This is a genomic window from Staphylococcus sp. M0911, assembly GCF_003491325.1.
GTDB classification, from domain to species: domain Bacteria; phylum Bacillota; class Bacilli; order Staphylococcales; family Staphylococcaceae; genus Staphylococcus; species Staphylococcus warneri_A.
In genome coordinates this window covers 2,052,805-2,076,591 of sequence record NZ_CP022881.1, presented here as the reverse complement: position 1 = coordinate 2,076,591, position 23,787 = coordinate 2,052,805, and the positions used below count along the sequence as shown (strand labels likewise).

Annotated in this window: 27 protein-coding genes; 20 read left to right on the top strand and 7 right to left on the bottom strand. The window is 30.8% G+C overall.

Annotated features, from left to right (window positions below):
- Nucleotides 1–93: 93 nt before the first annotated feature.
- Together ssp1_RS10120 and ssp1_RS10115 are read left to right on the top strand one after the other, a co-directional pair.
- Entirely contained in the window at nt 94–855 is a 762-nt protein-coding gene (locus ssp1_RS10120) for an ABC transporter ATP-binding protein (protein WP_002451012.1), read from the top strand.
- The gene (locus ssp1_RS10115; RefSeq protein ID WP_075778867.1) at nt 845–2,734 is read left to right on the top strand and encodes an FtsX-like permease family protein; all 1,890 of its coding nucleotides are present in this window, start codon (nt 845–847) and stop codon (nt 2,732–2,734) included. The genes ssp1_RS10120 and ssp1_RS10115 overlap by 11 nt, the downstream gene beginning before the upstream one ends.
- Before the next feature lie 74 nt (nt 2,735–2,808).
- Here ssp1_RS10115 and ssp1_RS10110 read toward each other — a convergent pair whose 3' ends face one another.
- Entirely contained in the window at nt 2,809–3,198 is a 390-nt protein-coding gene (locus ssp1_RS10110; RefSeq protein ID WP_002451010.1) for a DUF1398 domain-containing protein, read from the bottom strand.
- Nucleotides 3,199–3,634: 436 nt separating this feature from the next.
- Between ssp1_RS10110 and ssp1_RS10105 the strand changes: the two genes are divergently transcribed.
- Both ssp1_RS10105 and ssp1_RS10100 read left to right on the top strand, forming a co-directional pair.
- Nucleotides 3,635–4,252: a DUF47 domain-containing protein gene (locus ssp1_RS10105; protein ID WP_002433514.1), complete on the top strand. Its 618-nt coding sequence runs from the start codon at nt 3,635–3,637 to the stop codon at nt 4,250–4,252.
- 15 nt (nt 4,253–4,267) lie between these two features.
- On the top strand, nt 4,268–5,278 hold the full coding sequence (locus ssp1_RS10100; RefSeq protein ID WP_002451009.1) for an inorganic phosphate transporter: 1,011 nt from the start codon (nt 4,268–4,270) through the stop codon (nt 5,276–5,278).
- A gap of 445 nt (nt 5,279–5,723) precedes the next feature.
- Here ssp1_RS10100 and ssp1_RS10095 read toward each other — a convergent pair whose 3' ends face one another.
- A complete protein-coding gene (locus ssp1_RS10095; protein ID WP_075778869.1) occupies nt 5,724–6,545 on the bottom strand; it encodes a LysM peptidoglycan-binding domain-containing protein in 822 nt (273 codons plus the stop codon).
- A 385-nt stretch (nt 6,546–6,930) separates the two neighbouring features.
- Here ssp1_RS10095 and ssp1_RS10090 point away from each other — a divergent pair, with 385 nt between their 5' ends.
- From ssp1_RS10090 to ssp1_RS10050, 9 genes are all read left to right on the top strand, one after another.
- Nucleotides 6,931–7,575: a Bax inhibitor-1/YccA family protein gene (locus tag ssp1_RS10090; RefSeq protein WP_002451007.1), complete on the top strand. Its 645-nt coding sequence runs from the start codon at nt 6,931–6,933 to the stop codon at nt 7,573–7,575.
- Between the two features lie 284 nt (nt 7,576–7,859).
- Nucleotides 7,860–10,043: a helix-turn-helix domain-containing protein gene (locus tag ssp1_RS10085; protein ID WP_118828209.1), complete on the top strand. Its 2,184-nt coding sequence runs from the start codon at nt 7,860–7,862 to the stop codon at nt 10,041–10,043.
- Between the two features lie 112 nt (nt 10,044–10,155).
- Entirely contained in the window at nt 10,156–10,515 is a 360-nt protein-coding gene (locus ssp1_RS10080; RefSeq protein WP_002451005.1) for a transcriptional regulator, SarA/Rot family, read from the top strand.
- Nucleotides 10,516–10,705: 190 nt separating this feature from the next.
- On the top strand, nt 10,706–11,422 hold the full coding sequence (locus tag ssp1_RS10075) for a YebC/PmpR family DNA-binding transcriptional regulator (RefSeq protein WP_002451004.1): 717 nt from the start codon (nt 10,706–10,708) through the stop codon (nt 11,420–11,422).
- On the top strand, nt 11,422–11,901 hold the full coding sequence (locus ssp1_RS10070) for a cupin domain-containing protein (protein WP_002451003.1): 480 nt from the start codon (nt 11,422–11,424) through the stop codon (nt 11,899–11,901). The genes ssp1_RS10075 and ssp1_RS10070 overlap by 1 nt, the downstream gene beginning before the upstream one ends.
- Nucleotides 11,902–12,184: 283 nt before the next feature.
- Nucleotides 12,185–12,790 (top strand): ribonuclease FAU-1 family protein, encoded by a 606-nt coding sequence (locus ssp1_RS10065; RefSeq protein ID WP_002451002.1) that lies wholly within the window; start codon nt 12,185–12,187, stop codon nt 12,788–12,790.
- A 79-nt stretch (nt 12,791–12,869) separates the two neighbouring features.
- Nucleotides 12,870–13,724 (top strand): LysR family transcriptional regulator, encoded by an 855-nt coding sequence (locus ssp1_RS10060; protein WP_075778871.1) that lies wholly within the window; start codon nt 12,870–12,872, stop codon nt 13,722–13,724.
- Between the two features lie 35 nt (nt 13,725–13,759).
- Nucleotides 13,760–14,974 carry a sugar efflux transporter gene (locus tag ssp1_RS10055; protein WP_162886132.1) on the top strand — a complete coding sequence of 405 codons (1,215 nt, stop codon included), beginning with the start codon at nt 13,760–13,762 and terminating at the stop codon, nt 14,972–14,974.
- 6 nt (nt 14,975–14,980) lie between these two features.
- The gene (locus ssp1_RS10050) at nt 14,981–15,469 is read left to right on the top strand and encodes a DUF456 domain-containing protein (RefSeq protein WP_049425604.1); all 489 of its coding nucleotides are present in this window, start codon (nt 14,981–14,983) and stop codon (nt 15,467–15,469) included.
- Between the two features lie 136 nt (nt 15,470–15,605).
- Here ssp1_RS10050 and ssp1_RS10045 read toward each other — a convergent pair whose 3' ends face one another.
- On the bottom strand, nt 15,606–16,295 hold the full coding sequence (locus ssp1_RS10045) for a DUF1129 family protein (protein ID WP_002450998.1): 690 nt from the start codon (nt 16,293–16,295) through the stop codon (nt 15,606–15,608).
- A gap of 283 nt (nt 16,296–16,578) precedes the next feature.
- Between ssp1_RS10045 and ssp1_RS10040 the strand changes: the two genes are divergently transcribed.
- The 7 genes from ssp1_RS10040 to ssp1_RS10010 all read left to right on the top strand — a co-directional run bounded on the left by ssp1_RS10040 (nt 16,579) and on the right by ssp1_RS10010 (nt 20,757).
- Nucleotides 16,579–17,022: a GNAT family N-acetyltransferase gene (locus ssp1_RS10040; protein ID WP_075778873.1), complete on the top strand. Its 444-nt coding sequence runs from the start codon at nt 16,579–16,581 to the stop codon at nt 17,020–17,022.
- 69 nt (nt 17,023–17,091) lie between these two features.
- Nucleotides 17,092–17,571, top strand: a complete 480-nt coding sequence (locus ssp1_RS10035; protein ID WP_075778874.1) for an SA0632 family lipoprotein — start codon at nt 17,092–17,094, stop codon at nt 17,569–17,571.
- Nucleotides 17,572–17,739: 168 nt separating this feature from the next.
- Nucleotides 17,740–18,036: a hypothetical protein gene (locus tag ssp1_RS10030; RefSeq protein WP_002450994.1), complete on the top strand. Its 297-nt coding sequence runs from the start codon at nt 17,740–17,742 to the stop codon at nt 18,034–18,036.
- Nucleotides 18,037–18,155: 119 nt separating this feature from the next.
- The gene (locus ssp1_RS10025; RefSeq protein ID WP_107536046.1) at nt 18,156–18,695 is read left to right on the top strand and encodes a GNAT family N-acetyltransferase; all 540 of its coding nucleotides are present in this window, start codon (nt 18,156–18,158) and stop codon (nt 18,693–18,695) included.
- A 176-nt stretch (nt 18,696–18,871) separates the two neighbouring features.
- Nucleotides 18,872–19,438, top strand: a complete 567-nt coding sequence (locus tag ssp1_RS10020) for an NAD-dependent epimerase/dehydratase family protein (protein ID WP_075778877.1) — start codon at nt 18,872–18,874, stop codon at nt 19,436–19,438.
- 10 nt (nt 19,439–19,448) lie between these two features.
- Nucleotides 19,449–19,925, top strand: coding sequence for an RrF2 family transcriptional regulator (locus ssp1_RS10015; RefSeq protein WP_002450990.1), 477 nt, complete (start codon nt 19,449–19,451; stop codon nt 19,923–19,925).
- Nucleotides 19,900–20,757, top strand: a complete 858-nt coding sequence (locus tag ssp1_RS10010) for an N-acyl homoserine lactonase family protein (protein WP_080496620.1) — start codon at nt 19,900–19,902, stop codon at nt 20,755–20,757. Before ssp1_RS10015 ends, ssp1_RS10010 begins: the two co-directional genes overlap by 26 nt.
- 78 nt (nt 20,758–20,835) lie before the next feature.
- Here ssp1_RS10010 and ssp1_RS10005 read toward each other — a convergent pair whose 3' ends face one another.
- The 4 genes from ssp1_RS10005 to ssp1_RS09990 all read right to left on the bottom strand — a co-directional run bounded on the left by ssp1_RS10005 (nt 20,836) and on the right by ssp1_RS09990 (nt 23,622).
- Nucleotides 20,836–21,402, bottom strand: coding sequence for an LOG family protein (locus tag ssp1_RS10005; RefSeq protein WP_002450988.1), 567 nt, complete (start codon nt 21,400–21,402; stop codon nt 20,836–20,838).
- Nucleotides 21,403–21,414: 12 nt separating this feature from the next.
- A complete protein-coding gene (locus ssp1_RS10000) occupies nt 21,415–21,861 on the bottom strand; it encodes a YaiI/YqxD family protein (RefSeq protein ID WP_107536047.1) in 447 nt (148 codons plus the stop codon).
- A gap of 6 nt (nt 21,862–21,867) precedes the next feature.
- The gene (locus tag ssp1_RS09995; RefSeq protein ID WP_049425598.1) at nt 21,868–22,551 is read right to left on the bottom strand and encodes a hypothetical protein; all 684 of its coding nucleotides are present in this window, start codon (nt 22,549–22,551) and stop codon (nt 21,868–21,870) included.
- 198 nt (nt 22,552–22,749) lie between these two features.
- Nucleotides 22,750–23,622, bottom strand: coding sequence for an undecaprenyl-diphosphate phosphatase (locus ssp1_RS09990; protein WP_002450985.1), 873 nt, complete (start codon nt 23,620–23,622; stop codon nt 22,750–22,752).
- Between the last annotated feature and the right edge of the window lie 165 nt (nt 23,623–23,787).

Genomic DNA, 23,787 nt, shown 5'->3' with positions numbered 1-23,787 from the left:
CGTTATAATAATATTGAATAGTTATGCGTTTCATTATATTTACAAATGATGTGGCATCAACGTTAAACAGTTGATAATCATAGGAGTGTTAAAGTGGCAATATTAGAAGTAAAACAATTAACAAAAATATATGGTAATCAATATTCACCACAAGAAGTGCTACATGATATTAATTTATCTGTTGAAAAAGGTGAATTTATCTCAATTATGGGGCCTTCTGGTTCGGGAAAAACAACATTATTGAATGTACTGAGTTCCATAGATTATGCAACGCAAGGATCGATTAAATTAAATGGGCAGCCATTAGACAAATTATCAAACAAAGCGTTATCCAATATACGTAAAAAAGACATTGGATTTATTTTCCAAGATTATAATGTCTTACATACCTTAACGGTAAAAGAAAATATTATGCTACCGTTATCTGTAAAGAAAATAGATAAACAAGAAATGAAACAGCGCTATGAACGAATTGTTGAGGCATTAAATATTAGTGATATCAGTGATAAGTACCCAACTGAATTGTCAGGAGGACAAATCCAAAGAACGTCAGCCGCTAGAGCGTTTATTACTAACCCATCAATAATATTTGCTGATGAGCCAACAGGAGCATTAGACTCTAAAAGCACGCAAGACTTATTAAAACGACTATGCAAAATGAATGAGAAATTTGACACTACGATTATAATGGTTACCCATGACCCCGTAGCAGCTAGTTATTCAAATCGAGTGGTTATGTTAAAAGATGGAAGAATCTTTACTGAAATTTTCCAAGGTGAAGACGATAAACAAACTTTTTACAATGAAATTATTAGAACACAAAGTGTACTTGGTGGCGTGAATTATGACCTTTAAAGAAATTATTTTTAAAAACTTTCAACAAAAGTTTTCGCATTATGCCATATATTTATTTTCTTTAGTTATTAGCGTAGTACTGTATTTTAGTTTTATTACTTTAAAATATGCACATCATTTACATGGCAATCAGAATTATCCAATCATTAAAGAAGGCTCTCAAATAGGAAGTTATTTTCTATTTATCATTATTATCGTATTTATTTTGTACGCGAATCTGTTGTTTTTAAAACGGCGAGGTCGTGAATTTGCCTTATTGCAAACAATTGGTCTTTCAAGATTCAATATTTTACAAATGATTATGATTGAACAATTACTTATTTTTATTGCCACTTCTATTTTAGGAATTATCATTGGTATTTTTGGCTCTAAAATATTGTTAATGATTGTTCTAAGATTACTCGGTATTAACATTACTGTTTCAATCATTTTCAGTGTGTCTGCTATTTTACAAGCAATTTTATTGATTGTTGTGGCGTACATTTTAACTATAGGTCAAAGCTATTTTTATATTAGAAGACGTTCTATTATAGAATTAGCCTCTAATATGACCAAAAGAGAAATCAATCATAATCGTTTTACAATGGGTGAATTAATTTTAGGTGTATTAGGCGTACTCATGATTCTGACAGGTTATTATTTATCGACAACAGTTGTTCAACATTTTAATAGTATTTTTCAGCCATTTGTTATTTTGATATGTACAGTGATTGGGGCGTATTTCTTTTTTAGAAGTACTGTTTCACTAATCTTTAAAGCAATTAAGAAAGTGAGACAAGATACAGTAAGCGTCAACGATGTGATGTTTACAGCACCGATTATGTATCGTATAAAGAAAAATGCGTTTTCTTTAACTGTTATGACAATTATTTCTGCTATTACTGTATCAGTATTGTGTTTTGCAGCGATTAGTCGTGGGACGTTAACCAATGAAGTTCTATTGAATTCGCCACACGATGTGACGTTAAAAGATAAAGAAAAGGCCAATGAATTAGCATATGAATTAAACAATAAAAATATTGAGCATTTTTATAATTATAAAGAAGTTGTTTATAGTAAGTTGTTTAAAGACAAATTATTTGAAAAGGGCATTGCTAAACCATATGAAGTATCTGTAACGAGTGACAAGTATATACCTAATGTTGAAGTGTCGAAGGGTTACACAGATATTATAGTACCTGAAGGTAGAGTAAGTGATGTCATGAAATATAAGAAGCACGGTGTAACACAATTGGGGACACATCAACACTCGATCAAAGTTAAATTAAATAAAGAAATTAACCAAGTTTATTTTATGAGTGATGTTGATTTAGGAGGACCTACTTTAGTATTAAATGACAAAGATTACCAATATTTAAGAAATCATACTAAAGCTAAAAATATTGTGTCTCAATATGGATTTGATATTAAACACAAAAAGGACAGGCCAGAATTGCAAAGTGCGGTAAAAAATGTGGATAAAAATATTGAAACGAGAAGTGAAGCAGCAAGTGAAATTTCAAGTTTAACGGGTATATTACTATTCGTGACATCATTTTTAGGAATCGCGTTTTTAATTGCGGCAGGTTGTATCATATATATTAAGCAAATCGATGAAACAGAGGATGAAATAGAAAATTATTCTATATTGCGTAAATTAGGTTTCACACATCGAGATATGGCCAAAGGTTTGAAATTAAAGGTTCTATTTAACTTTTCATTACCATTAATCATTGCTTTATTACATGCATATTTTGCTTCACTGGCATTTATGTCATTGTTAGGTGCGACCAATCAATTCCCTATATTTATTGTTATGGCAGTGTACACAGCCATTTATGCTGTATTTGCCTTAACAGCTTATAATCACTCTAAAAGGACAATAAGACATTCAATTTAATATTAAATAAAAAAAGGATTTCATTGTAATCACAAGATGTACAATGGAATCCTTTAAATATATGATTCGAATGATTATTGCGGGATTTGTTCACTTACAATAGTTTGTTGGTTTAAATCAATATATGAACAAGTACCAGCATTAATATCAATAAACCATTTATAAATACCAGCTTGAGCCATTTCTTCACAAAATGTAGGAAAATCAGTCTGTCCTGCTTGATGACGTGTGAGAATGTCTTTCACTTCTTCAACATGTGAAGTGTCAGCGATAGGATGGGATACTTTCACACCTTCTGCTGTAATCGTTTGACCATCGGTATTTGTATAAACAGAAGTACCATGTTGAATATTCACTTCATTACTAACCATTCCCATATCTTTAAAAGCTTTGAATAGCATTGGGAAATCGGGACCAGTATATTTTTCATGTGCTTCTTGAATTGATTTTAATGTAAATTCCATAATTATCTCCTTTAGTATAGTAATGCTAGTATAAAGTGGAATCGGAGGGATAGCAAAAATTATGGTTTATATTTGGTATATGGGAAATTGATTGAAAGACATCATTTAAAACGTTAAATTATAAAGTGGATTGGTTATTATACTCCTTTTGTGCACATTAGGAAAGTGTATGTAAAATTTTGTTTGCGTATTTGTTAAGAATTTGTAAATTGAATTGTAGTTATGTAAATTTTGTGATATTTTCAAGTAGGAACAAATCGCAATTTATTTGAATGCAATCATCATTGCTTATAACTATGATTTACATAATATTTACAAAATGAAAAAGTGAATCTCCTTTTTTCTGAAAATTGTAAATGTGTTCCTTATAATAGGTCTTATGGAGTAAAAATTTATGAATGTGATTGGCAACAATCGCTCAAATGGAGGATTTTGAATGTTTAGTAAGAAAAAAGATAAGTTCATGGTTCAGTTAGAAGAAATGGTTTTTAATCTTGATCGTGCAGCAATTGAGTTCGGTAAAATGGATTTCAATACACATTTAGATTTGAAAGCATATTCTGATAATATCAAAACTTATGAATCTCATGGTGATGAATTAATGCATCAAGTGATTACTGATTTAAATCAGACTTTTATCACACCAATTGAACGTGAAGATATCTTATCTTTATGTAATGCAATTGATGATGTGTTAGATGCTATGGAAGAAACGTCAGCAATGTTTGAAATGTATTCAATCGAATATACAGACGAATACATGGCTGAATTTGTTGAAAATATTCAAAAAGCAGTTGCAGAAATGAAACTAGCTGTAGGTTTATTAGTAGATAAAAAATTATCTCACATGCGTATTCACTCAATTAATATTAAAGAGTTTGAAACGAACTGTGACGGTATTTTAAGACAATCTATGAAACATATCTTCAACAGTGAAACAGATCCAATCACATTAATTAAAATAAAAGATATTTATCAAAGTATGGAAGAAATTGCAGATAAATGCCAAACAGTCGCAAATAATTTTGAAACTATAATCATGAAAAATAGCTAAAGGGAGTCCTCACTTATGGAATATATTTTAATCGTCACGATAGCTATAGTTATATTTTCATTAATATTTGACTTTATCAATGGTTTCCATGATACAGCCAATGCTGTAGCTACTGCCGTATCTACAAGAGCATTAACTCCAAGAACAGCCATTTTATTAGCTGCAGTTATGAACTTTATTGGTGCTTTAGCATTTACTGGAGTTGCTGGTACAATAACAAAAGATATTGTAGATCCGTTTAAATTGCAACATGGATTGGTTGTTGTTTTAGCAGCAATTATCGCTGCGATTGCATGGAACTTAATTACTTGGTTATATGGTATCCCAAGTTCGTCATCACATGCATTAATTGGATCAATCGCAGGTGCAGCTATTGCTTCAGAAGGATCATTTGGAGTATTACATTACCAAGGTTTCACTAAAATTATTATCGTGTTAATTGTATCTCCAATTATCGCTTTCTGTGTTGGTTTTATTATGTATTCAATTGTTAAAGTCGTATTTAAAAATGCTAACTTAACACGTGCTAATCGTAACTTTAGATTCCTTCAAATCTTCACAGCAGCGTTACAATCATTCTCACATGGTACAAACGATGCTCAAAAATCAATGGGGATCATTACTTTAGCTTTAATCGTTGCTAATATTCAAAACGGTTCAAACGTAGAACCAGCATTATGGGTTAAAATTGCATGTGCTACTGCTATGGGTCTTGGTACTGCAGTCGGTGGTTGGAAAATCATCAAAACTGTTGGTGGTAACATTATGAAAATCAGACCAGCAAATGGTGCTGCAGCTGACTTGTCATCTGCGTTAACTATTTTCGTAGCATCATCATTACATTTCCCACTTTCAACAACACACGTTGTATCTTCATCAATTTTAGGTGTTGGTGCTTCTAACCGTGCGAAAGGTGTTAGATGGAGTACAGCACAACGTATGTTAATTACTTGGGTAATTACATTACCTATTTCTGCAGTATTAGCAGCACTTGTTTACTTTATAATGCATTTCTTCTTAAAATAATATATATATAACATAGCGATTTAAATATTTAGGTTGAGCGTTTAAGACATACGCTCAACCTTTTTATATAGTCTATTTTTAGCTATGAAATATAGAGGCTAATGTATTTGATGATAAAACAACTTTCCTCAGTCAAGTAGTGTCTATATTATCGCTCCAGAGAATTCAGTAGAAACATAATAGATGATAATATTTATGATGAGAGTGTCATTATTAAGGTTGATAATGTTAGTTATGGAATAAGGGGAGCGTTTCGTCAGGTAAATCAATGGACTTATACCAGAATAGTCGTCTGAGTATTAGATTTATGATGATGATTAATGAGGGGGACATGCCATATATAAGATCAATTTAGACAATTAAAAAACACCAACAAAGTGATATGCTTTGTTGGTGTTAAGCTATTTTTATTAAAAGTATAATTAATGATATAGCATCTCACTTTTTAGTGAATGAATGCATAACTTGATACTTCAGAAGCTGGAATTGTTCTATAGTTTGTGTTGTAAGGTCCGTTAGTATAGTTCATTTCTGAAATTAAGATACTTCCGTCACCATTCACACGTTCAACGTATGCAACATGACCATATGGGCCTGGAACGCTTTGCATAATTGCACCTACTTCAGGTGAATGGTCAACTTGGTAACCATCATTAGCTGCGCCTGTAGCCCAATATTTAGCATCTGACCAATATGTGCTAATTGGTTTACCAGCTTGTGCGCGTCGGTCAAATACGTACCATGTACATTGACCTTCAGTATATAAGTTTTGGTGGTTAAATGATGGTGATTGTGTGCTTGTATTACCTTGTGTAGCAGTTGCACCACCAGAACCAGATCCAGCGCCTGCACCAGAACCGCCATTAGGTATTTTTAAAGTTTGGTTAGGTGTGATTAAATAACCATTTAAATTATTGGCTGACATTAATTCGTTAACTGATACACCGTATTTATTTGCAATGATATTTAATGACTCACCTGATTGTACAGTGTGTGTTGAAGGTGATCCTGATTGTGAAGAAGTGTTTGAACTTGAGCTTTGAGAAGCACTTCCACCTACTGTGATGACTTGTCCAGGGAATACCATATTATTATCTAGATTATTGTTTTGTTTAATACTATCTACAGACGTATTATATTTCTGAGCGATAGTCCATAATGATTCTCCTGACTGTACTTTATGTTGAGTAGAAGCTTCGGCATCGTGATGAGAAAGTGCTGCGGCTGCGCCTGAAGCGGCAGTTACTGCAAAGGCTAACTTTTTCAAAGTGACTCCTCCTTATATTTGCTTTAATATTTTTATTTATAGAAATTAAGTTTAACGATGTATCATCGCGTTTCGTTTTTTTACTACGCTATCCATACTAACAAAAATATTAGTCTCTGTGTTGTTTGTTATTATCTTGTAATATTGTTAACAATTGAGAGTTGAAATATTTCATTTGTGGAAATGTTGATATGACAGTTATGAAGCGGCTTTTTAATTAAAAAATCCAATAATAAAGTTTTATAAATTGTAACAAAGTGTATAGTATATATAGAATTACCGACTAAGTATATCTATTTTTCATTATTATTACTTTTTTTAATTAATATATTATTGTAAAATCGTACCATTAGATAAACAAACCATAAATGAAGGAGCAGAATATATGTCACAGACTGCACAACATACAAATGAAACAAAAGATAAACATCGTTCACATGCTTATGCTAAGGTTTGGCTATTCTTCATGTATTATTGGATTATTTTTGGGATTGGTTGTTACTTTGGTCAATTTTTACCTATGGAATGGAGAAGACCCTTATCTCTTGCATTAATGGTCTTAGTATTAATTACCTTAGTGTTTCAGCGTGCACGTAAGTATGGTTTAGTTATTTCGCATATATATGCAATTATATTGGGACTTTTATCATATGCTATGTTTACAAGCTATTTGCAAAATTTAGGACCTGAAGTCTTTTATAAGAATATTATTTTAGCCATTGGTGCTTTTATTGCTTTTGGTATTGTAGGATTCTTTTTAATCAACGATGCATCAAGTATGGGAAGATATTTATTCGTTACTTTATTAGCATTAATTATTGCAAGCATTATTGGGATGTTTATTCATAATCCTATTTTCCATACTATTATTACAGTCGTAAGCTTATTATTGTTCTTGTTATATACCCTGTATGATTTTAATAGGATGAAACGAGGACAATTCTCTCCACGAGAAATGGGCTTTAATTTATTTATCAATCTATTAAATATCATTAAAGATATACTTCGATTGGCTAATCGATTTAGATAATCAAAATAGCGATTGTTCAAAAACAAAGATGTTGGCGTGAAATTAACTATGTGATGTAAAATATTTTCTTAATGTCTTTAGATAAAACATTAAGAAGTTAGCGCCGCATCTTTTTTTATTCGTAATATTTATGTTGTTTTATAACTTAATTTTTTCTAAATATATAAACAAGTATATTTTTTAAATACGTGTTATAATTGCGTTAAATTATTTTGATTAGGTATTTAGAATGTTAATTAAGTTTGGAAGCTATACTGGGTTTATTAGAAAAGAGAGGGAGAAATATGCCGAATTCTTATTTGCGTATACTTTCTAATGTTGAATATCCGACAACTAGGTGTCAAGACGGGATCATCTTATTTTGGCCATTAGAGAGTGACATGTATGTTCAAAAATTTCGTAAACAAATGACGATTAATAACGACATCTATATCATCAACAATGCTGATGTTTTTAGTGTAAACACAAAAGGTAGAATGATCATGCTATATCTAACAAGTGATTGGTTTACAGAACAAGGTTTTTCATTTTTTGAATTCCAATATACGTCCAATCTGATTAAATCTTCTAATTTACTTAAAGACTTGATTTTACAGTTAGCACTCAAACGAATTAGTCAAGATAATCAAGAGATGCTGGATCAACTTACAAGGGAAATTGTTCAAATCATAGGTACAGAAGCAGTTGTAGATAAGGATATTGCAGTTAATCAATACAACTATACATATTATAATGATTTAAAAGAGGAATTAGAATATATCGATAATCACATTGAAACGAGATTGACGTTAAAAGATATATCAACAGATCTTTTTATATCAAAATCAAATATTTCTTCCCAATTCCATCAATTAATAGGTATGGGGTTTAAGAGATATGTAGATACTTTAAAAATTAGTAAGTCAATAGAAATGATGCTAACCACTAGTGCCACAATTAGTCATATTAGTGACGCATTAGGTTTTAGTAATATGTCTACATTTTCTAAAATGTTCAAAGGCTATTTAGGTGTGACGCCCAATGATTATCGTAAACTTTCAAAATACGATAAGAATGTGATGTTTAAAGTGAATATTGAAACTGATCAAGATATTGAAGCTTTCAAAACATATGTTGAAGATTTAGTAGAGCAACATAATATTGAAAAATATGAAGATATCCAACTAGATATTGGTACGCCTAATAAAGTTAAACCATTTTATAGCACTATTCAAATTCAAACAATAGAAGAAATTCGATATTTATTTTTATATGACAAGTTTGAAAAATATGACTTTTCACGTACTGATGTCATTTTCTATATTGTACCAACACTCACAGAAATTTGTGATGTGATGACATATGACGACAAACGAAAAATTGCAGAGGTTATCATTGAAAAAGGGTTAAGGGTTGCTTTTAATATTGATAATTATAGAGTTATTGATCATTTAGGAATTTGTTTTAATGATGCAGTGTTAAAATTGAAAAATGCTATGAAAGTCATTCCTTATGAATATGAAGTGATTTCAGTATTCAATTTAGATGAAAAGGAAATACGTGAAATTTATAGAGATATTATTAAGTTTCAAGATTTGCATATTAATCATGTTATCGGCTTAGATATGACATGTTTGTTAGATGATCCTGTACTATTAAAAACGATAGAATCACAAATTAAGCGATTGAAATTCGAATATTTATTTATTGATAATGCCAAATTAAAAACATCCTATTTAATAGATGAAAATGAACATTTGTTATTAAAAAATGAGATTCAATTAAAGAACTTAAAAGCAATTCTGAATGAAATTGACTTTGTGAAAGAAAAGATGATTTTACTAAATGTAGAAAATCATCAATTAATTAACGATAAAGATAATGATTTAAGCAATAGTGCGCCACTTATCATTGAAACAATATCGACTTTAAGAGAAACATTTGCTGGATTAGGTTTTAATTTATATGACCATACACACCTTTTTAATACATTACACTTATTTGATAAGAACGGTTTTAAAACAACATTTGGCTTAATATTTAATGAGTTAACTTGGCTGTTCAACCAAGAGTATGTTGATGCAAATTACTACAAAAAAGTCGAACTCGATGACAGATATGTTTTATGTTTATTTGATTGGAGAATCATTGAAAACGAAGCTACAAATGAGAACTATGAAGATAGTCATGTATATGTAAGCTTTGATCAAACGCTTTCGAATAAGCGCTACTTTATATTTATAGGAAAAATAAATAGTTATAGTGGTAACCTAAATCATTTAATATCTAAAGATTTAAGGAATAAATATGACTGGACGAGTGAATTTCTAGATACTATAGATTATTACTTTAAGCCTATGGTAGAAGTGATTGAACATGATTTTACAGAAAAGTCGTTAGACATTAACCTTAGTTATAATTCCTTTTATATGATTACTATATTTAAAAATGAATCTAAAATCAAAAGGGCGTGGCACAACTCAATTTAAATTTATCGGTAATTTTGACAATAGATTAAAAACAAACAGGAAAGACAAATTTTCAGATATTTAGGATAATGTTATTATACGTTGTCTGTTTTATATTTGGGGGTGCAAGTCTTTGAACAAAGAGAAGTTAGATAAGTTATTAGAATTTTATAAACAATATAAAGCATTATCTGAATATATAGATCAAAAATATAAATTAACATTAAATGATTTAGCTGTTTTAGACTTGGCCGAAAAGAATTGCCAAGAAGAACAAATGTTAATGCAAACATTTTTGAAAATTGCAATTTCAGAATTAGAATTGAGTAGAACTAAATTATTAGTATCAATTCGTAGATTGATTGAAAAAGATAAATTAAGTAAAGTAAGATCTAAAGAAGATGAAAGAAAGATATATCTATATATGAATCAAGACAACATGAAAGAATTTAATGCTTTATTCAATGATGTTGAAGAATATTTAAACATTTAAATATCTACATATAAGTTAGTTCCTAATTTTAGGGGCTAATTTTTTTATGTTTAATGATATATCTTCTAGGTTGGTACAATAGTGAGTTCAAACGTTATCAAAGAGATAGGTTACTAGTGGTATATAAACGATGCAAAATCATGTATAATATAGAATGTTAATTATAGAGAATGAAAGCGAGATGACCATAATGGGACGTAAGTGGAATAATATTAAAGAGAAAAAGGCTCAAAAAGATAAAAATACAAGTAGAATTTATGCTAAATTTGGTAAAGAAATATATGTAGCAGCAAAATCAGGGGAACCCAATCCTGAATCTAACCAAGCCTTACGATTAGTATTAGAACGTGCCAAAACATATTCTGTGCCAAACCATATTATTGATAAAGCTATCGATAAAGCTAAAGGTGCTGGAGATGAAAACTATGACCATCTAAGATATGAAGGTTTTGGTCCTAGCGGCTCAATGTTAATCGTTGATGCACTTACAAATAATGTGAATAGAACAGCGTCTGATGTGCGTGCGGCTTTCGGTAAAAATGGTGGTAACATGGGTGTTTCAGGTTCAGTTGCTTACATGTTTGATCATACAGCTACTTTTGGTATTGAAGGTAAGTCTGCAGATGATGTACTAGAAGAGTTAATGGAACAAGATGTAGATGTTAGAGATGTGATTGATGCAGACGGCTTAACAATTGTTTATGCAGAACCAGATCAATTTGCACAAGTTCAAGATGCATTACGACAAGCAGGTGTTGAAGATTTCAAAGTAGCAGAGTTTGAAATGTTACCTCAAACAGATATTGAGTTATCACCTGAAGATCAAGAGACTTTTGAAAAATTAGTAGATGCATTAGAAGATTTAGAAGATGTTCAAAATGTATTCCATAATGTGGATTTAAAATAATGACTAACGCACAATATTGGATTGATCAACTGCAAATGACACCTCATCCGGAAGGTGGTTATTTTAAGGAAAGTATACGCCATGGTTCTACGAATTCAACAAGAGCTGCATTCAGTAGTATATATTTTCTATTAACCTCGAATGATATTTCACATTTTCATCGCATCGATGCTGATGAAGTGTGGTATTATCATGCAGGCGAATCCTTAACTATTCATATGATTATGCCTGACGGTAAATACGAAGCGGTACAATTAGGTACTAATATTGAAGCGGGAGAAGTTCTGCAGTATGTTGTGCCTAAAGGTACAATCTTCGCTTCTTCTTTTGAACATGATGAAGGATTTTGTTTAGTAGGTTGTATGTGTCAACCTGCCTTTGAATATAAGCATTTCGAATTATTTGAAGCACATGAATTATTAGCATTATATCCAGAACATCAAACATTGATAGATCAATATGCCCTAAAAGAGAAATAACTGAATTTCAGCATACCTATGAGAGCACCTTAACTCGTAGGTATGCTTTTTTATGTTAATGTTTAAATGAGTTTTAAAATATATCGTAGTGTCTATCAGTGTTTAAAAAATGATTAGAATTAAAATTAAATAAATTCATAGTAATTTAGTCGTTTTAAAGTAAAATGTCTTGATATGTAGTAGAATATAGATAAATCAATTTTACGACAGAATATAACCAGGTTCGGCATATGATGACATTACAGAACCATTTATATATAATGAGAACAAGGAGTTGGTGACTGTGAAAGTAAAATATATAGACAAACGTCACTGGCGTCGCCTGATTGAAAGAGAATACACAGAGGTTAAAGTTAATAATAATAGATTTAAGGGTATTATAGGCTTGGTCACGATGAAGAAAGTACGTGAACCTTTAGAGGTGACGGTAGTTGGTCAGAATATTATAGTCGCAGATGATAATTATAAATGGTTACAAATATTACCTGAAAAAAAGAGATATAGTTTGACCGTTATGTTTGATGATAAGGGGAATCCACTAGAATATTATTTTGATATTAATATTAAAAATATTACTCAAAAAGGAAATGCACGTACTTTAGATTTATGTTTAGACGTTCTGGTATTGCCTGATGGATCATACGAATTAGTTGATGAAGATGATTTGTTATTTGCATTACAAAATGAGCAAATTAGTCAAAAACAATATCACGAGGCATATATTATTGCGCATCAATTGATGATTGAAATTGTAGAAAATTTTGATGACATACAGAGTAAAGTGATGAAATGTTATCATAAAATCAATCAAAAATATAAGAAAAATAAACACAATCATCCATTTAAAAGTAAGAAAGTGCATCGAGTAAAATCGTCTGATAAAAAATAATGCTAATTACGCTTACATAATAAATAGAAATAACAATATTGAAGCGTTTAAAAGAAACGTTACATTCTAGGGGGACACTATGAAAATAGATGATTATCGTTTATTAATTACGTTAGACGAAACAAAAACATTAAGAAAGGCAGCGGAAATATTATATATTTCTCAACCAGCTGTCACGCAACGTTTAAAAGCGATTGAAAGTGCTTTTGGAGTAGATGTTTTTATAAGAACGAAAAAGCAACTTATCACAACAACCGAAGGCGCAATGATTATCGAACATGCACGTGATATGTTGAAAAGAGAACGTTTATTTTTTGATAAAATGCAGGCACATATAGGGGAAGTCAATGGAACAATCTCTATTGGTTGTTCTTCTTTGATAGGGCAGACACTGCTACCTGAAGTATTAAGTTTATATAATACGCAATTTCCTAATGTTGAAATTCAAGTACAAGTAGGTTCTACAGAGCAGATTAAGGCAAATCATAGAGATTATCATGTCATGATTACAAGAGGTAATAAGGTCATGAATTTATCTAACACGCATTTGTTTAATGACGACCACTATTTTATCTATCCTAAAGATAGACGTGATGAAGTTACAAAACTACCATTTATTGAATTCCAAGCTGACCCTATTTACATTAATCAAATTAAGCAATGGTATAATGATAATTTGGAACAAGATTATCATGCGACGATTACTGTTGATCAAGTTGTTACGTGTAAAGAAATGTTGATTAGTGGTGTAGGTGTAACGATTTTACCCGAAATTATGATGAAAAACATTGATAAGAATATGTTTGAATTTGAAAAAGTGACTATCGATAATGATCCACTGATTCGTTCAACTTATATGAGTTACGATCAAAGTATGTTACAACTACCTCAAGTAGACTCGTTTGTTAATTTAATGTTGAATTTTATTCGTTAGATACAGTAGACAGATTAGCTTAATGAATAGAGGTTATTCTTATGTTTAAAGAATTGTTATATATCAAAAACTACAAGTTATTTGTTGTGAATATGTTGCTATTAGGTATGGGTATTGCAGTAACGGTACCCTACCTTGTTTTATTTGCAACGAAAGATTTAGGCATGACGACGAAACAATATGGCCTATTATTAGCTTTAGCAGCTATCAGTCAATTCACAGTTAATTCGATTATTGCTAGATTCTCTGACACACATAATATTAATAGAAAGTTCTTAATTATAACGGCATTGTTTATGGGTGCGATTAGTTTTTCTATTTACTTTTTTGTGAAAGACATTCTATTATTTATTATTCTTTACGCACTTTTTCAAGGTTTGTTTGCACCTGCAATGCCTCAACTTTATGCATCCGCTAGGGAATCAATTAATGTTTCAAGTTCACGTGAAAACGCCAAATTTGCTAATACAGTACTAAGATCAATGTTCTCGCTAGGATTTTTATTTAGGCCATTTATCGGTTCGCAATTGATTGAACTGAATGGTTATTCGGGATTATTTGGTGGTACGGTTTCTATTATTTTATTTACACTGTTATTGCAAGTCTTCTTCTATAAAAATTTAAATGTTAAGCAACCCATTTCCCAACAACAACACGTTGAAAAGGTAGCGCCAAATATGTTTAAAGATAAGACATTACTCATACCGTTTTTAGCGTTTATTTTATTACATATTGGACAATGGATGTACACAATGAATATGCCATTATTTGTTACAGATTACCTTCATGAAAAGGAAGGGCATGTGGGCTATTTGGCAAGTTTATGTGCTGGATTAGAAGTACCATTTATGGTGATTTTAGGTATCTTATCTAGGAAATTACCAACACGAACATTACTTATATACGGCGGTATATTTGGAGGAGCATTTTACTTTAGTATTAGCTTATTTAAAAATTTTTATATGATGTTACTTGGTCAATTATTTTTAGCGTTTTTCTTAGCCATACTATTAGGTATAGGTATTAGTTATTTTCAAGATATACTACCTGATTTCCCAGGTTATGCATCAACATTATTTGCTAATGCAATGGTGATTGGTCAACTATGTGGTAATTTATTAGGTGGTATGATGAGTGGATGGGTTGGTTTGGAAAATGTATTCTATGTTTCAGCGTGCTCACTATTCTTAGGAATTGTATTAATTTTCTTAACCAAAGATCAAAAAATTACAAAATTAGATGTGGAGTAGTTTAAAATGACAGTGATATTATGGTGCTTAATTATATTGATGTTCATATTAGCATTTATAGGATTAGTTAAACCTGTGATTCCTTCCGTTTTAGTGATGTGGATAGGATTTCTAATTTATCAATTTGGATTTCAAGATGGGAAATTATCTTGGATATTTTATATATCAATGATTGTTTTAACATTATTAATCTTTTTAGCTGATTTTCTTATGAATAAATATTTTGTAGGAAAATATGGTGGCTCTAAATTCGGAGAGTATGGTGCGATTCTAGGTGTGATTATAGGGTGTTTTGTATTACCTCCATTTGGAATTGTCGTTATACCTTTCATACTTGTTCTAGTAATCGAATTAATACAAGGTTATGATTTTAAACAAGCCATTAAAGTGGGTTGTGCTTCTATTGTTGCATTTTTAGCAAGCACGATTGCACAAGCTATCATTATGATTATTATGGTTATTTGGTTTATGCTAGACATCTTTTTACTTAATTAGACACGAATATAAAATCGATAAAGCCCTAAATGAATGTTGAATGTCATTTAGGGCCTTATTTATGTGCTGTTTTATCAAGTTTTTATTGGACTTAAAAAATATTTAATTAACTTTCATGATGAGAAAATCAATATTATCACATAATTGTATTTGCATCTTTATTGAAATAATGATGATCAATATAAAATGAAATCGGAGTAATAATGATAGAAATTATTATAAATGACCAATTACTTACATTAATATAAGGACCGAATGCTAGAAAAGATTGTGGTATGAAAAAGACGTAAAACAACGCAACGATTAACAGTGCAATCACTGCATAGGTTAAGAGCCAGACCCAATTTGAATTATTAAAGCACTGCAACTGAATCGTTTTAAATATCATCCAAATAAACAAGAAGATAATAAATAAGCCAATAATGACAGTGATTGGAAATGTGTATAGGTAAAGATAGTTACTATCTCCACCAATAAAGAATCCGATAAATCCTTTTAAAAAACAAAAGATGCCTATTAATAATACAAAATGCTGATAGATATATTTAAATATATTCTTTACTGTTTCATTTGGGAGCTCTTTTAATTGTTTTTTAGCGTGCATTTTAGGATTGTGGTTAAAGAATTCCATAGCCAACATACCTTTATCTTCAGCGCTAATTAAATGTTTTAATATACGATTCAACATAACTTCTGAATCATGAGGATTCACACTTAAATCAGACCGAATATAGGTCATATAGTTTTCAAATATTTCTCTATCTGTATTATTTAAACGTAATGATTTTACATTATTTTCTTTAGCTAATTGAGCAGTAGACTTCATGAGTGCTTAAGCGCTCCTTTAAAATAGTTTAAGTAGTATGAAAAAAGAGAGATTTCTCTCAATAATGTGAGCAATATACTACTTTTTTAAATCACAAATATAACTAATGCACACATTCTAACTATTGCGTAAATATATTTTACGGATATTATGCGTCATTATTGGATAGTTAATACCAATATATGTGTTAATTCACAGATATGCAAGGGTATGTCAGTATTATATTACGCTTAATCATACCATAGAAATCGGGTGATTATCATATCAAGTGTAGGAGTTAAATATGAGAAAGTTAACATTAAGTAATCAAGCAATTATTAATGAAGTAGCAACCATACATGAACATTTATTGGAAAATCAAGAATTCAATTACAAAGTTACTCAGACATCTATCGCATTACGATATGAAATGATTAATGCAAGATTGCGTCATACAAATGATACTATCTTACTTCTTGAGAATAATCAGGAGTTAAAAGGCTTTGTATGGGGTCACTATGAGTTACAAACTAAAACTGTAATCATTGAATTATTATATGTATACCCACATTTTCGTCGTCAAGGACTCGCCAAACAGCTTAAAATGGCAATAGAACAATGGGCCAAAGACATAGGCGCAGAGTCGATTCAGAGTACAATCCATATTAAAAATAAAGCGATGCTTAATTTGAATCATCAATTAGGTTATGATGATAGTCATATTAGGATGCGAAAAGATTTAATGTAGAAAAATGAATAATTTAATATTTCATGATAAAATGAATTATATTTATAACTGTTTTTAAAGGAGTTTAACATGAAAAAGTGGATTATATTGTTTTTATCTGCAACATTGACGTTGTCTGCATGTGGTAAAAGTGAGGAAAAAGCTTCTTTAGAAAAGAGTGTAGACAAACTGGAAAAAGAAAATAAATCATTGAAAGCACAAAAGAAAAAATTAAAAAAGCAAAAAGAGGATTTAAAAGATCAACAGGATAAATTACAAAAAGAAGTAGATAATAGTGCCTCAAGTGCAGCAAGTAGTGCAGATTCAAGTGATGAAGATAGTGGTAACCAAAGCCAAGAGGATAATGATGCATCTAAGTCAAGCTCACAAAAGAATGATCAACAATCAACTGAAGGAAAAGATGCTAGTAAACAAACTCAAAACCAGTCATCCACACCAACTCAGTCAAAGAATAACCAAAAGCAAACGAACCAAACATCTCAACAGAATGGCAGTAATAAGGCTAATACAAATCAAACTAACCAAAAGCAATCATCTTCAACACAATAGAGTATGATATGATGTAGTTACTATCATATTATTGGGCGATATTATCAGGTTTGATTAATAAAAAAATAGGGTATTTTAGTTGATAAATGTATATACTAAAGAATAAACCAATGTTATTAATATAAAATTTATCATTTTGAACAATGATGTAAAGAGGAGAGAAACGCCATGCATGAACAAGACTTTAGCATTTTAGAAGGTAAAGCATTAACATTACCTGAATTAGGTAGAGAATTAGAAAACATTACAGGTAGACAGTTAATTGATTCAACAGGAGAAATTAAACGTGTGATTGCACATTTACCAAACTTTGAATCTGAGACAGATACATTTGTAGCAACATATCGTTTGAATCATCAGAATGATTTTATCGATGCAACGTTCACTGCGCCTAAGAATCAACGTGATCATTTGAAAGAAATTCCTGTCAATATTGAATTAATTAGTTATATTACTAAAAGTTAATAATTAGAATATACAATCTAAACAATAGCGCGATATGAATCATAAACGTTTCATAGCGCGTTAATTTTATACTAAAATATAAGTGAAGATGTATTTATGGAGTAATGGAGTGTTAAAAAATGGTTGTTTATATTGAGACGGAGCGTTTAAAGTTACGAGATTGGGAAGACAGTGATTTACTACCATTTCAAAAGATGAATGCCAATCCACAAGTACGAAGATATTTTCCAAGTTTATTAAGTTATCGTCGATCAGAACTTGATATGAAGAAGATGGACCAAATAATAAAAGATTATGGTATCGGTTTATTTTCCGTGGAACTTAAAGAAACGAATGAATGGCTTGGATTTATAGGATTAAATTACATTCCAGAGGATAGTGAGTATCCATTTAAAGAACTACCACTATATGAAATAGGTTGGCGCCTGATACCTGAAGTTTGGGGAAATGGTATTGCGACAGAGGGGGCCGAAGCGGTGCTCCGATTTGCTAAAGAAAAAGGTATAACTAAAGTTTATAGTTTCACCGCTGAAACAAATTTACCCTCAAGAAAAGTAATGGAAAAAATTGGGATGACGTTCCTAGATCATTTTGAATTTCCTAATCTAAGTAAATATCATCCTTTAAAAAGACATGTGAGATATGAGATTGATTTATAAAAATTTAAAACAAAACGCCAAGAAATATATGACAAACATTTATTTCTTGGCGCTTTTTAGTTGGAAAAATGTAAAAATGAATATTTAGTTAAGCAAAAGGATTGCAATCACTGGTCTTTAGATATAAAATATCCATAGATATTAAAATTCTACGAAACAGAAAGAAGGATTAAGTGATGAAAGCAATTATTATAGGTGGTAATGGATTAGTTGGTAGGGAACTTACAAGACAATGGTTAAAAAGAGATCAAGACATAGAAATATATGTTGTATCTAGAAGTGGAAATAATGTTATTTCTCATAAAAATGTGCATAATATTAAAGGTGATATACAACATGTTGAGCAAATTAAATCACAGTTACCTAATCAAGTAGACTATGTAGTTGATTTGATTGGTGGACCACAAAAAAATGAACAAAAACTAATTGCATTGAACTTAGTACCAGCAGAAGTAACAATACAACTTGCCGATGATTTACATGCGGAGAACATTGGTTTTTTAGGAGCATCATTAGGACCTAAAGCTTTCATTAATATTAAAAAAGATATTATCTCAAAATTAAAAGAAACCAAAAAGAATGTTAGTGTTGTAAATCCTACAATAATTTATGGGGATGAAAGACAGGATACACTTGGTAAATTAATACCGTTATTTAAAATTTTAGGTAAAATAATTAAAAATATGAAACCTGTACATGTGACTGATGTATCACTAGCATTGTTAAAACAACTTATGAAATAGGGGGAATTACATGAAAATAAGTAAACATTTTGAACAAGGTATTTATGTGTTACTTATTTTGGCAACTCAAGAAAATCAAGGTGCTGTTAAGAGTCAAACGTTAAGTGAAAAATTGGAAGTGTCAGATTCTTCATTGAAGAAGATTTTGAGAAAATTAGTTGTTGCCAATTTAATCACTTCAAATGCTAGTAAAGATGGTGGATTTCAACTTAATCAATCAATTGAAGATATTACTTTAAAAGATGTTATAGAGGCTATAAGTAATGGAGATGTCATTGAATTTGAAATTTCTCACTTATCAAGAAGGATATTTTTTAATGACCAACATATTAAAGATAGTGAGATAAAAGTGAAACAACAGCTTAATGACGCAATTCAAGCGTTTAACGAAAAATTAGACGAATTATCTCTAGTGGAATTATTAGAAGATGAATATTTTAAACATAAACTTGTAGATTGGAATGATAATCATCGTACAGAACAATAATATCAACCAAATTAAAGTACACTTTATCAGAACAGGGTCTGTGTTGGTTGATGAAACGTTAACAGGTCAAGGTGATTCTAGAAATCCTATTGCATTTACAGGCTTATTTCGATCTATTAATTATCGTGTAGAAGTTCCAGTAAGCTGTTATTTAATCGAACACCCTAAAGGACTTGTTCTGATAGATACAGGGATGGGCAAAGAAACTGAAGGTAAAGTAACACCATTACCAGGTTTAGTTAGAAAGAACAAAGTGGCAATACCGAATGTGAAAGTAGGAGAATTGATAGATGACCAAATTAAAGAATTAGGATTTAATGTGTCAGATATTGAATATGTTATCTTAAGCCATTTAGATGGAGATCATGCTGGAGGACTTCAATTATTAAAAGAAGCAAAGGCAATGATAGTTAGTAATGAAGAGTATCAAAAAGCCAATCAAAAGCATTCACTTAGATATAATACAGCTTTATGGCAAGGGACATCTTTGCGACCATTCCATTTCAAGGCAACACATATTGGTCCCCAAAATAAATCATTTGATTTATTTAATGACGGTGCTATTACATTAGTGCATACACCTGGGCATTCAGTAGGATTAACGAGTTTCATAATTAAATCATTGCGAAATGATGATTATATTTTATTAGCTTCAGATGTAGGATATTACCCAGGAAATTGGAGGGAACTTAGATTGCCTGGCATTTTAAGTAGTAAAAAACAAGAAAAGCGTTCACTACAATGGGTACAAAATATTGAAAAAGATAGACACTGTCTAGGTGTTTTTGCTAATCATGATCCGTGTGTAACCATCGATGAATTATCAATATAATTAAGTAGAATTATCAAACTAAAAAGTCAGTAAATACAATTTAATTAATGCATTTACTGGCTTTTAATAGTTAAGAGGTTAATCATATGTACGAACGCCTAAAGGTTGATAGTTAAGTAAACCTTCTAGCAAAGCTTCTTTAGTATCAAATAGCGGTGCTAATTCACGATATTTTTCATCAATAAAACCTTCTGCAATCATATGATCGATAAGGGATTGTAACGGTTCGAAGAAACCATTAATGTTATAAACGCCAATTGGTTTTTGATGAATACCGATTTGTGCCCAACTATACATTTCAAAGAATTCTTCTAATGAACCGGCACCACCAGGCGCCATAACAAATGCATCTGCAAGTTCTGTCATTTTATTTTTACGTTCATGCATCGAATCTACAAGTATGAGTTCACTGACTTTTTGACTTGTTATTTCTCTTTCATCAAGCATTTTTGGCATAACACCAATAGCTTTACCACCATGGTCTAATACACCATCCTGAATTGCTCCCATAATGCCTACAGAGCCAGCACCAAAGACCAATTCATAGCCTTTTTCAGCCATATATTTTCCTAATTCATAGGCTTCTTTAACGTATATATCATCGTTACCTTTACTCGCACCACAATAAACTGCAATTTTCTTCATTATAATCCTCCTTTAACAAGTTTGTATTAGTAATTTAAATTGATGTTCGAAATGTTGTCTATCTTGCTTAGTAAAAGGGGGAGGACCTTTATGTCTTCCACCTTGCTTTCGTATTTGAGCATTGATATAACGTTGATCCAATAATTGTTGGATATTATCATCATTAAACAAGAATCCTTTATGATGCATCACAAATCTAACTTTATTTAGTAATAAACTTGCTAATCCATAATCTTGAGTAATCACAATATCTTTTGAAGAAGCAAGTTGTACAATTTTATAATCGACAGATTCGGGTCCATCATCGACATACACAGTTCGAACATGTTCAGGATCGATTTGTGTTGAGAAGTGACTAAAACTACGTATAATTGTAACAAAAATGCCTGTCTCTTGCGTTAATTCTATGACTGAATTAACAACAGGACAAGCATCTCCGTCAATAATAATATGTGTCATTAATGATTAAGCCTCTTGGTCGGCTTCTTTGTTTTGTTTAACAACACTTTTAGCTGTATAATCTTTATATTTTTTGAATTCTTTTTTTCTAGCTTTTTCAGCTTCGTCACGTAGTTTATCTTCTTTTTTATGACGCTTCTCAATATTTTTTTGAAGCTTTTTGTCCATTTTCTTAGCTTCTTTGCGATTTTCTTTTTCTAACTTTTCACCTTTTTTCTCAGTTTTTTCATCGAGTTTACCAGGTGTTAAGCCAACTTTTTCTTCGTATCTTTGAGTTTTTTTCATATCTTTAATACGTTGCTTTTGGTTGTCTTCACGTAATTTGTCTTCTTCTTTATGACGTTTTTCGATATTTTTTTGAAGCTTTTTATCCATTTTTTCAGCTTCTTTACGGTTTTGCTTAGCTAATTTTTCGCCTTTTTTCTCAATGTAAGCAGGATCATTTTCTTTTGCGATTTTTTTCAATTCGCGTTTATTATCAAATTCTTGTTTCTTATCTCCAACATAGGCTTTTACGTCAGATGACTTATTAGAAATAGCAGATGTTGTTTTAGATGCAGCTCTTGATGTTGCATCAGTCGCTTTTTTTACATCAGGATGTTCTTTTATTTTTTTACGTTCTACGACTAAAGGAACGATAATAATTGGTAACACATTAATTGCTGTTTTGATGAGTTTCTTTTTGTCCATACTCGTTGCCTCCATTAATTTTACTATTTTTATCCATACCCTATGATACATGATAATAAACTAGAGATGCTAACATTATCGCGTGAAATTATAGGAGAATATTTTTAAATTTTAATGAAATGAAATTATTTATGATCAACATAGGCACAAAAAAGTCATTAAGTGACGGTGTAATCACTTAATGACTAAATGTTTGTTTTAAATTCCTTTACCAATACCGAAACCAAAGTATAGGATTGCAATAATAACTACTAAGATGATTCGATAAATGGCGAATGGTACTAATTTCACTTTATTAATTAAGTGTAAGAAAGTCTTGATAGCAATGAGTCCTACGATAAATGCTGCTAAGAATCCTAATAAATAGAATGGTATATGTGCTAAGTGAATATATTCATAATGCTTTAACAATGATAAACCACTTGCTGCAAGCATAATAGGAACAGACATAATAAATGTAAAATCAGATGCTGCTTTGTGATTCATTTTCATTAAAACACCTGTGGAAATGGTTGACCCAGAACGACTAAAACCTGGCCACATTGCAATGGCTTGCGAAATACCGATTACAAATGCTTGGAAATAGTTAATTTGATCCACTGTTTGAGGATTGGTAACTTTTTCAGAATATTTATCAGCGATAATCATATAAATAGCACCTAGGAAAAGGCCAATCATAACTGTTGGAACACTGAATAAATATTTTTCTATGACATCGTCAAATAAGAAACCTAAAATACCTGCAGGAATCATACCAACTAATACATGTAATAAGTTTAGACGTTGAGGTTTAGAACGGCGTCCTGCTGTAGCATGTTGTTCAGGTTTATGTTTACCGATATGTAATAATTCAAAGAAACGTTCTCTAAACACCCATGCTGCTGCGAAAACTGAACCTAACTGAATCACGACTTTAAAAGTAAATGCAGATTGTTCACCTAAGAACTTTGTGGATTTCAACCACATATCGTCGACAAGAATCATATGACCTGTAGAAGAAACAGGTGCAAATTCGGTAAGGCCTTCCACAATACCTAAAATAAGACCCTTGATCAATTCAAGTAATAACATATTGTACCTACTTTCATTTATAAATGTTTTTTGATTACTATAAATTCACCATATTATCATAGCACACTCATTTCAACCCATGCTACTGTTAGTAATAACACTAGACCAAAGTATGAGAAAATCAAACGTCATAATATTGTCAAATGCACTATCGTTGTGCATATA

Excerpts from the sequence above, each read along its gene's own strand:
- ssp1_RS10025 (WP_107536046.1), top strand. The coding sequence starts at position 18,156 with ATGGTTGTTTATATTGAGACGGAGCGTTTAAAGTTACGAGATTGGGAA.
- ssp1_RS10010 (WP_080496620.1), top strand. The coding sequence starts at position 19,900 with ATGATAATCATCGTACAGAACAATAATATCAACCAAATTAAAGTACAC.
- ssp1_RS10005 (WP_002450988.1), bottom strand. The coding sequence starts at position 21,402 with ATGAAGAAAATTGCAGTTTATTGTGGTGCGAGTAAAGGTAACGATGAT.
- ssp1_RS10110 (WP_002451010.1), bottom strand. The coding sequence starts at position 3,198 with ATGGAATTTACATTAAAATCAATTCAAGAAGCACATGAAAAATATACT.
- ssp1_RS10040 (WP_075778873.1), top strand. The coding sequence starts at position 16,579 with ATGAGAAAGTTAACATTAAGTAATCAAGCAATTATTAATGAAGTAGCA.
- ssp1_RS10050 (WP_049425604.1), top strand. The coding sequence starts at position 14,981 with ATGACAGTGATATTATGGTGCTTAATTATATTGATGTTCATATTAGCA.
- ssp1_RS10020 (WP_075778877.1), top strand. The coding sequence starts at position 18,872 with ATGAAAGCAATTATTATAGGTGGTAATGGATTAGTTGGTAGGGAACTT.
- ssp1_RS10000 (WP_107536047.1), bottom strand. The coding sequence starts at position 21,861 with ATGACACATATTATTATTGACGGAGATGCTTGTCCTGTTGTTAATTCA.
- ssp1_RS09995 (WP_049425598.1), bottom strand. The coding sequence starts at position 22,551 with ATGGACAAAAAGAAACTCATCAAAACAGCAATTAATGTGTTACCAATT.
- ssp1_RS10105 (WP_002433514.1), top strand. The coding sequence starts at position 3,635 with ATGTTTAGTAAGAAAAAAGATAAGTTCATGGTTCAGTTAGAAGAAATG.
- ssp1_RS10070 (WP_002451003.1), top strand. The coding sequence starts at position 11,422 with ATGACTAACGCACAATATTGGATTGATCAACTGCAAATGACACCTCAT.
- ssp1_RS10045 (WP_002450998.1), bottom strand. The coding sequence starts at position 16,295 with ATGAAGTCTACTGCTCAATTAGCTAAAGAAAATAATGTAAAATCATTA.
- ssp1_RS10100 (WP_002451009.1), top strand. The coding sequence starts at position 4,268 with ATGGAATATATTTTAATCGTCACGATAGCTATAGTTATATTTTCATTA.
- ssp1_RS10060 (WP_075778871.1), top strand. The coding sequence starts at position 12,870 with ATGAAAATAGATGATTATCGTTTATTAATTACGTTAGACGAAACAAAA.
- ssp1_RS09990 (WP_002450985.1), bottom strand. The coding sequence starts at position 23,622 with ATGTTATTACTTGAATTGATCAAGGGTCTTATTTTAGGTATTGTGGAA.
- ssp1_RS10030 (WP_002450994.1), top strand. The coding sequence starts at position 17,740 with ATGCATGAACAAGACTTTAGCATTTTAGAAGGTAAAGCATTAACATTA.
- ssp1_RS10090 (WP_002451007.1), top strand. The coding sequence starts at position 6,931 with ATGTCACAGACTGCACAACATACAAATGAAACAAAAGATAAACATCGT.
- ssp1_RS10075 (WP_002451004.1), top strand. The coding sequence starts at position 10,706 with ATGGGACGTAAGTGGAATAATATTAAAGAGAAAAAGGCTCAAAAAGAT.
- ssp1_RS10035 (WP_075778874.1), top strand. The coding sequence starts at position 17,092 with ATGAAAAAGTGGATTATATTGTTTTTATCTGCAACATTGACGTTGTCT.
- ssp1_RS10085 (WP_118828209.1), top strand. The coding sequence starts at position 7,860 with ATGCCGAATTCTTATTTGCGTATACTTTCTAATGTTGAATATCCGACA.
- ssp1_RS10015 (WP_002450990.1), top strand. The coding sequence starts at position 19,449 with ATGAAAATAAGTAAACATTTTGAACAAGGTATTTATGTGTTACTTATT.
- ssp1_RS10115 (WP_075778867.1), top strand. The coding sequence starts at position 845 with ATGACCTTTAAAGAAATTATTTTTAAAAACTTTCAACAAAAGTTTTCG.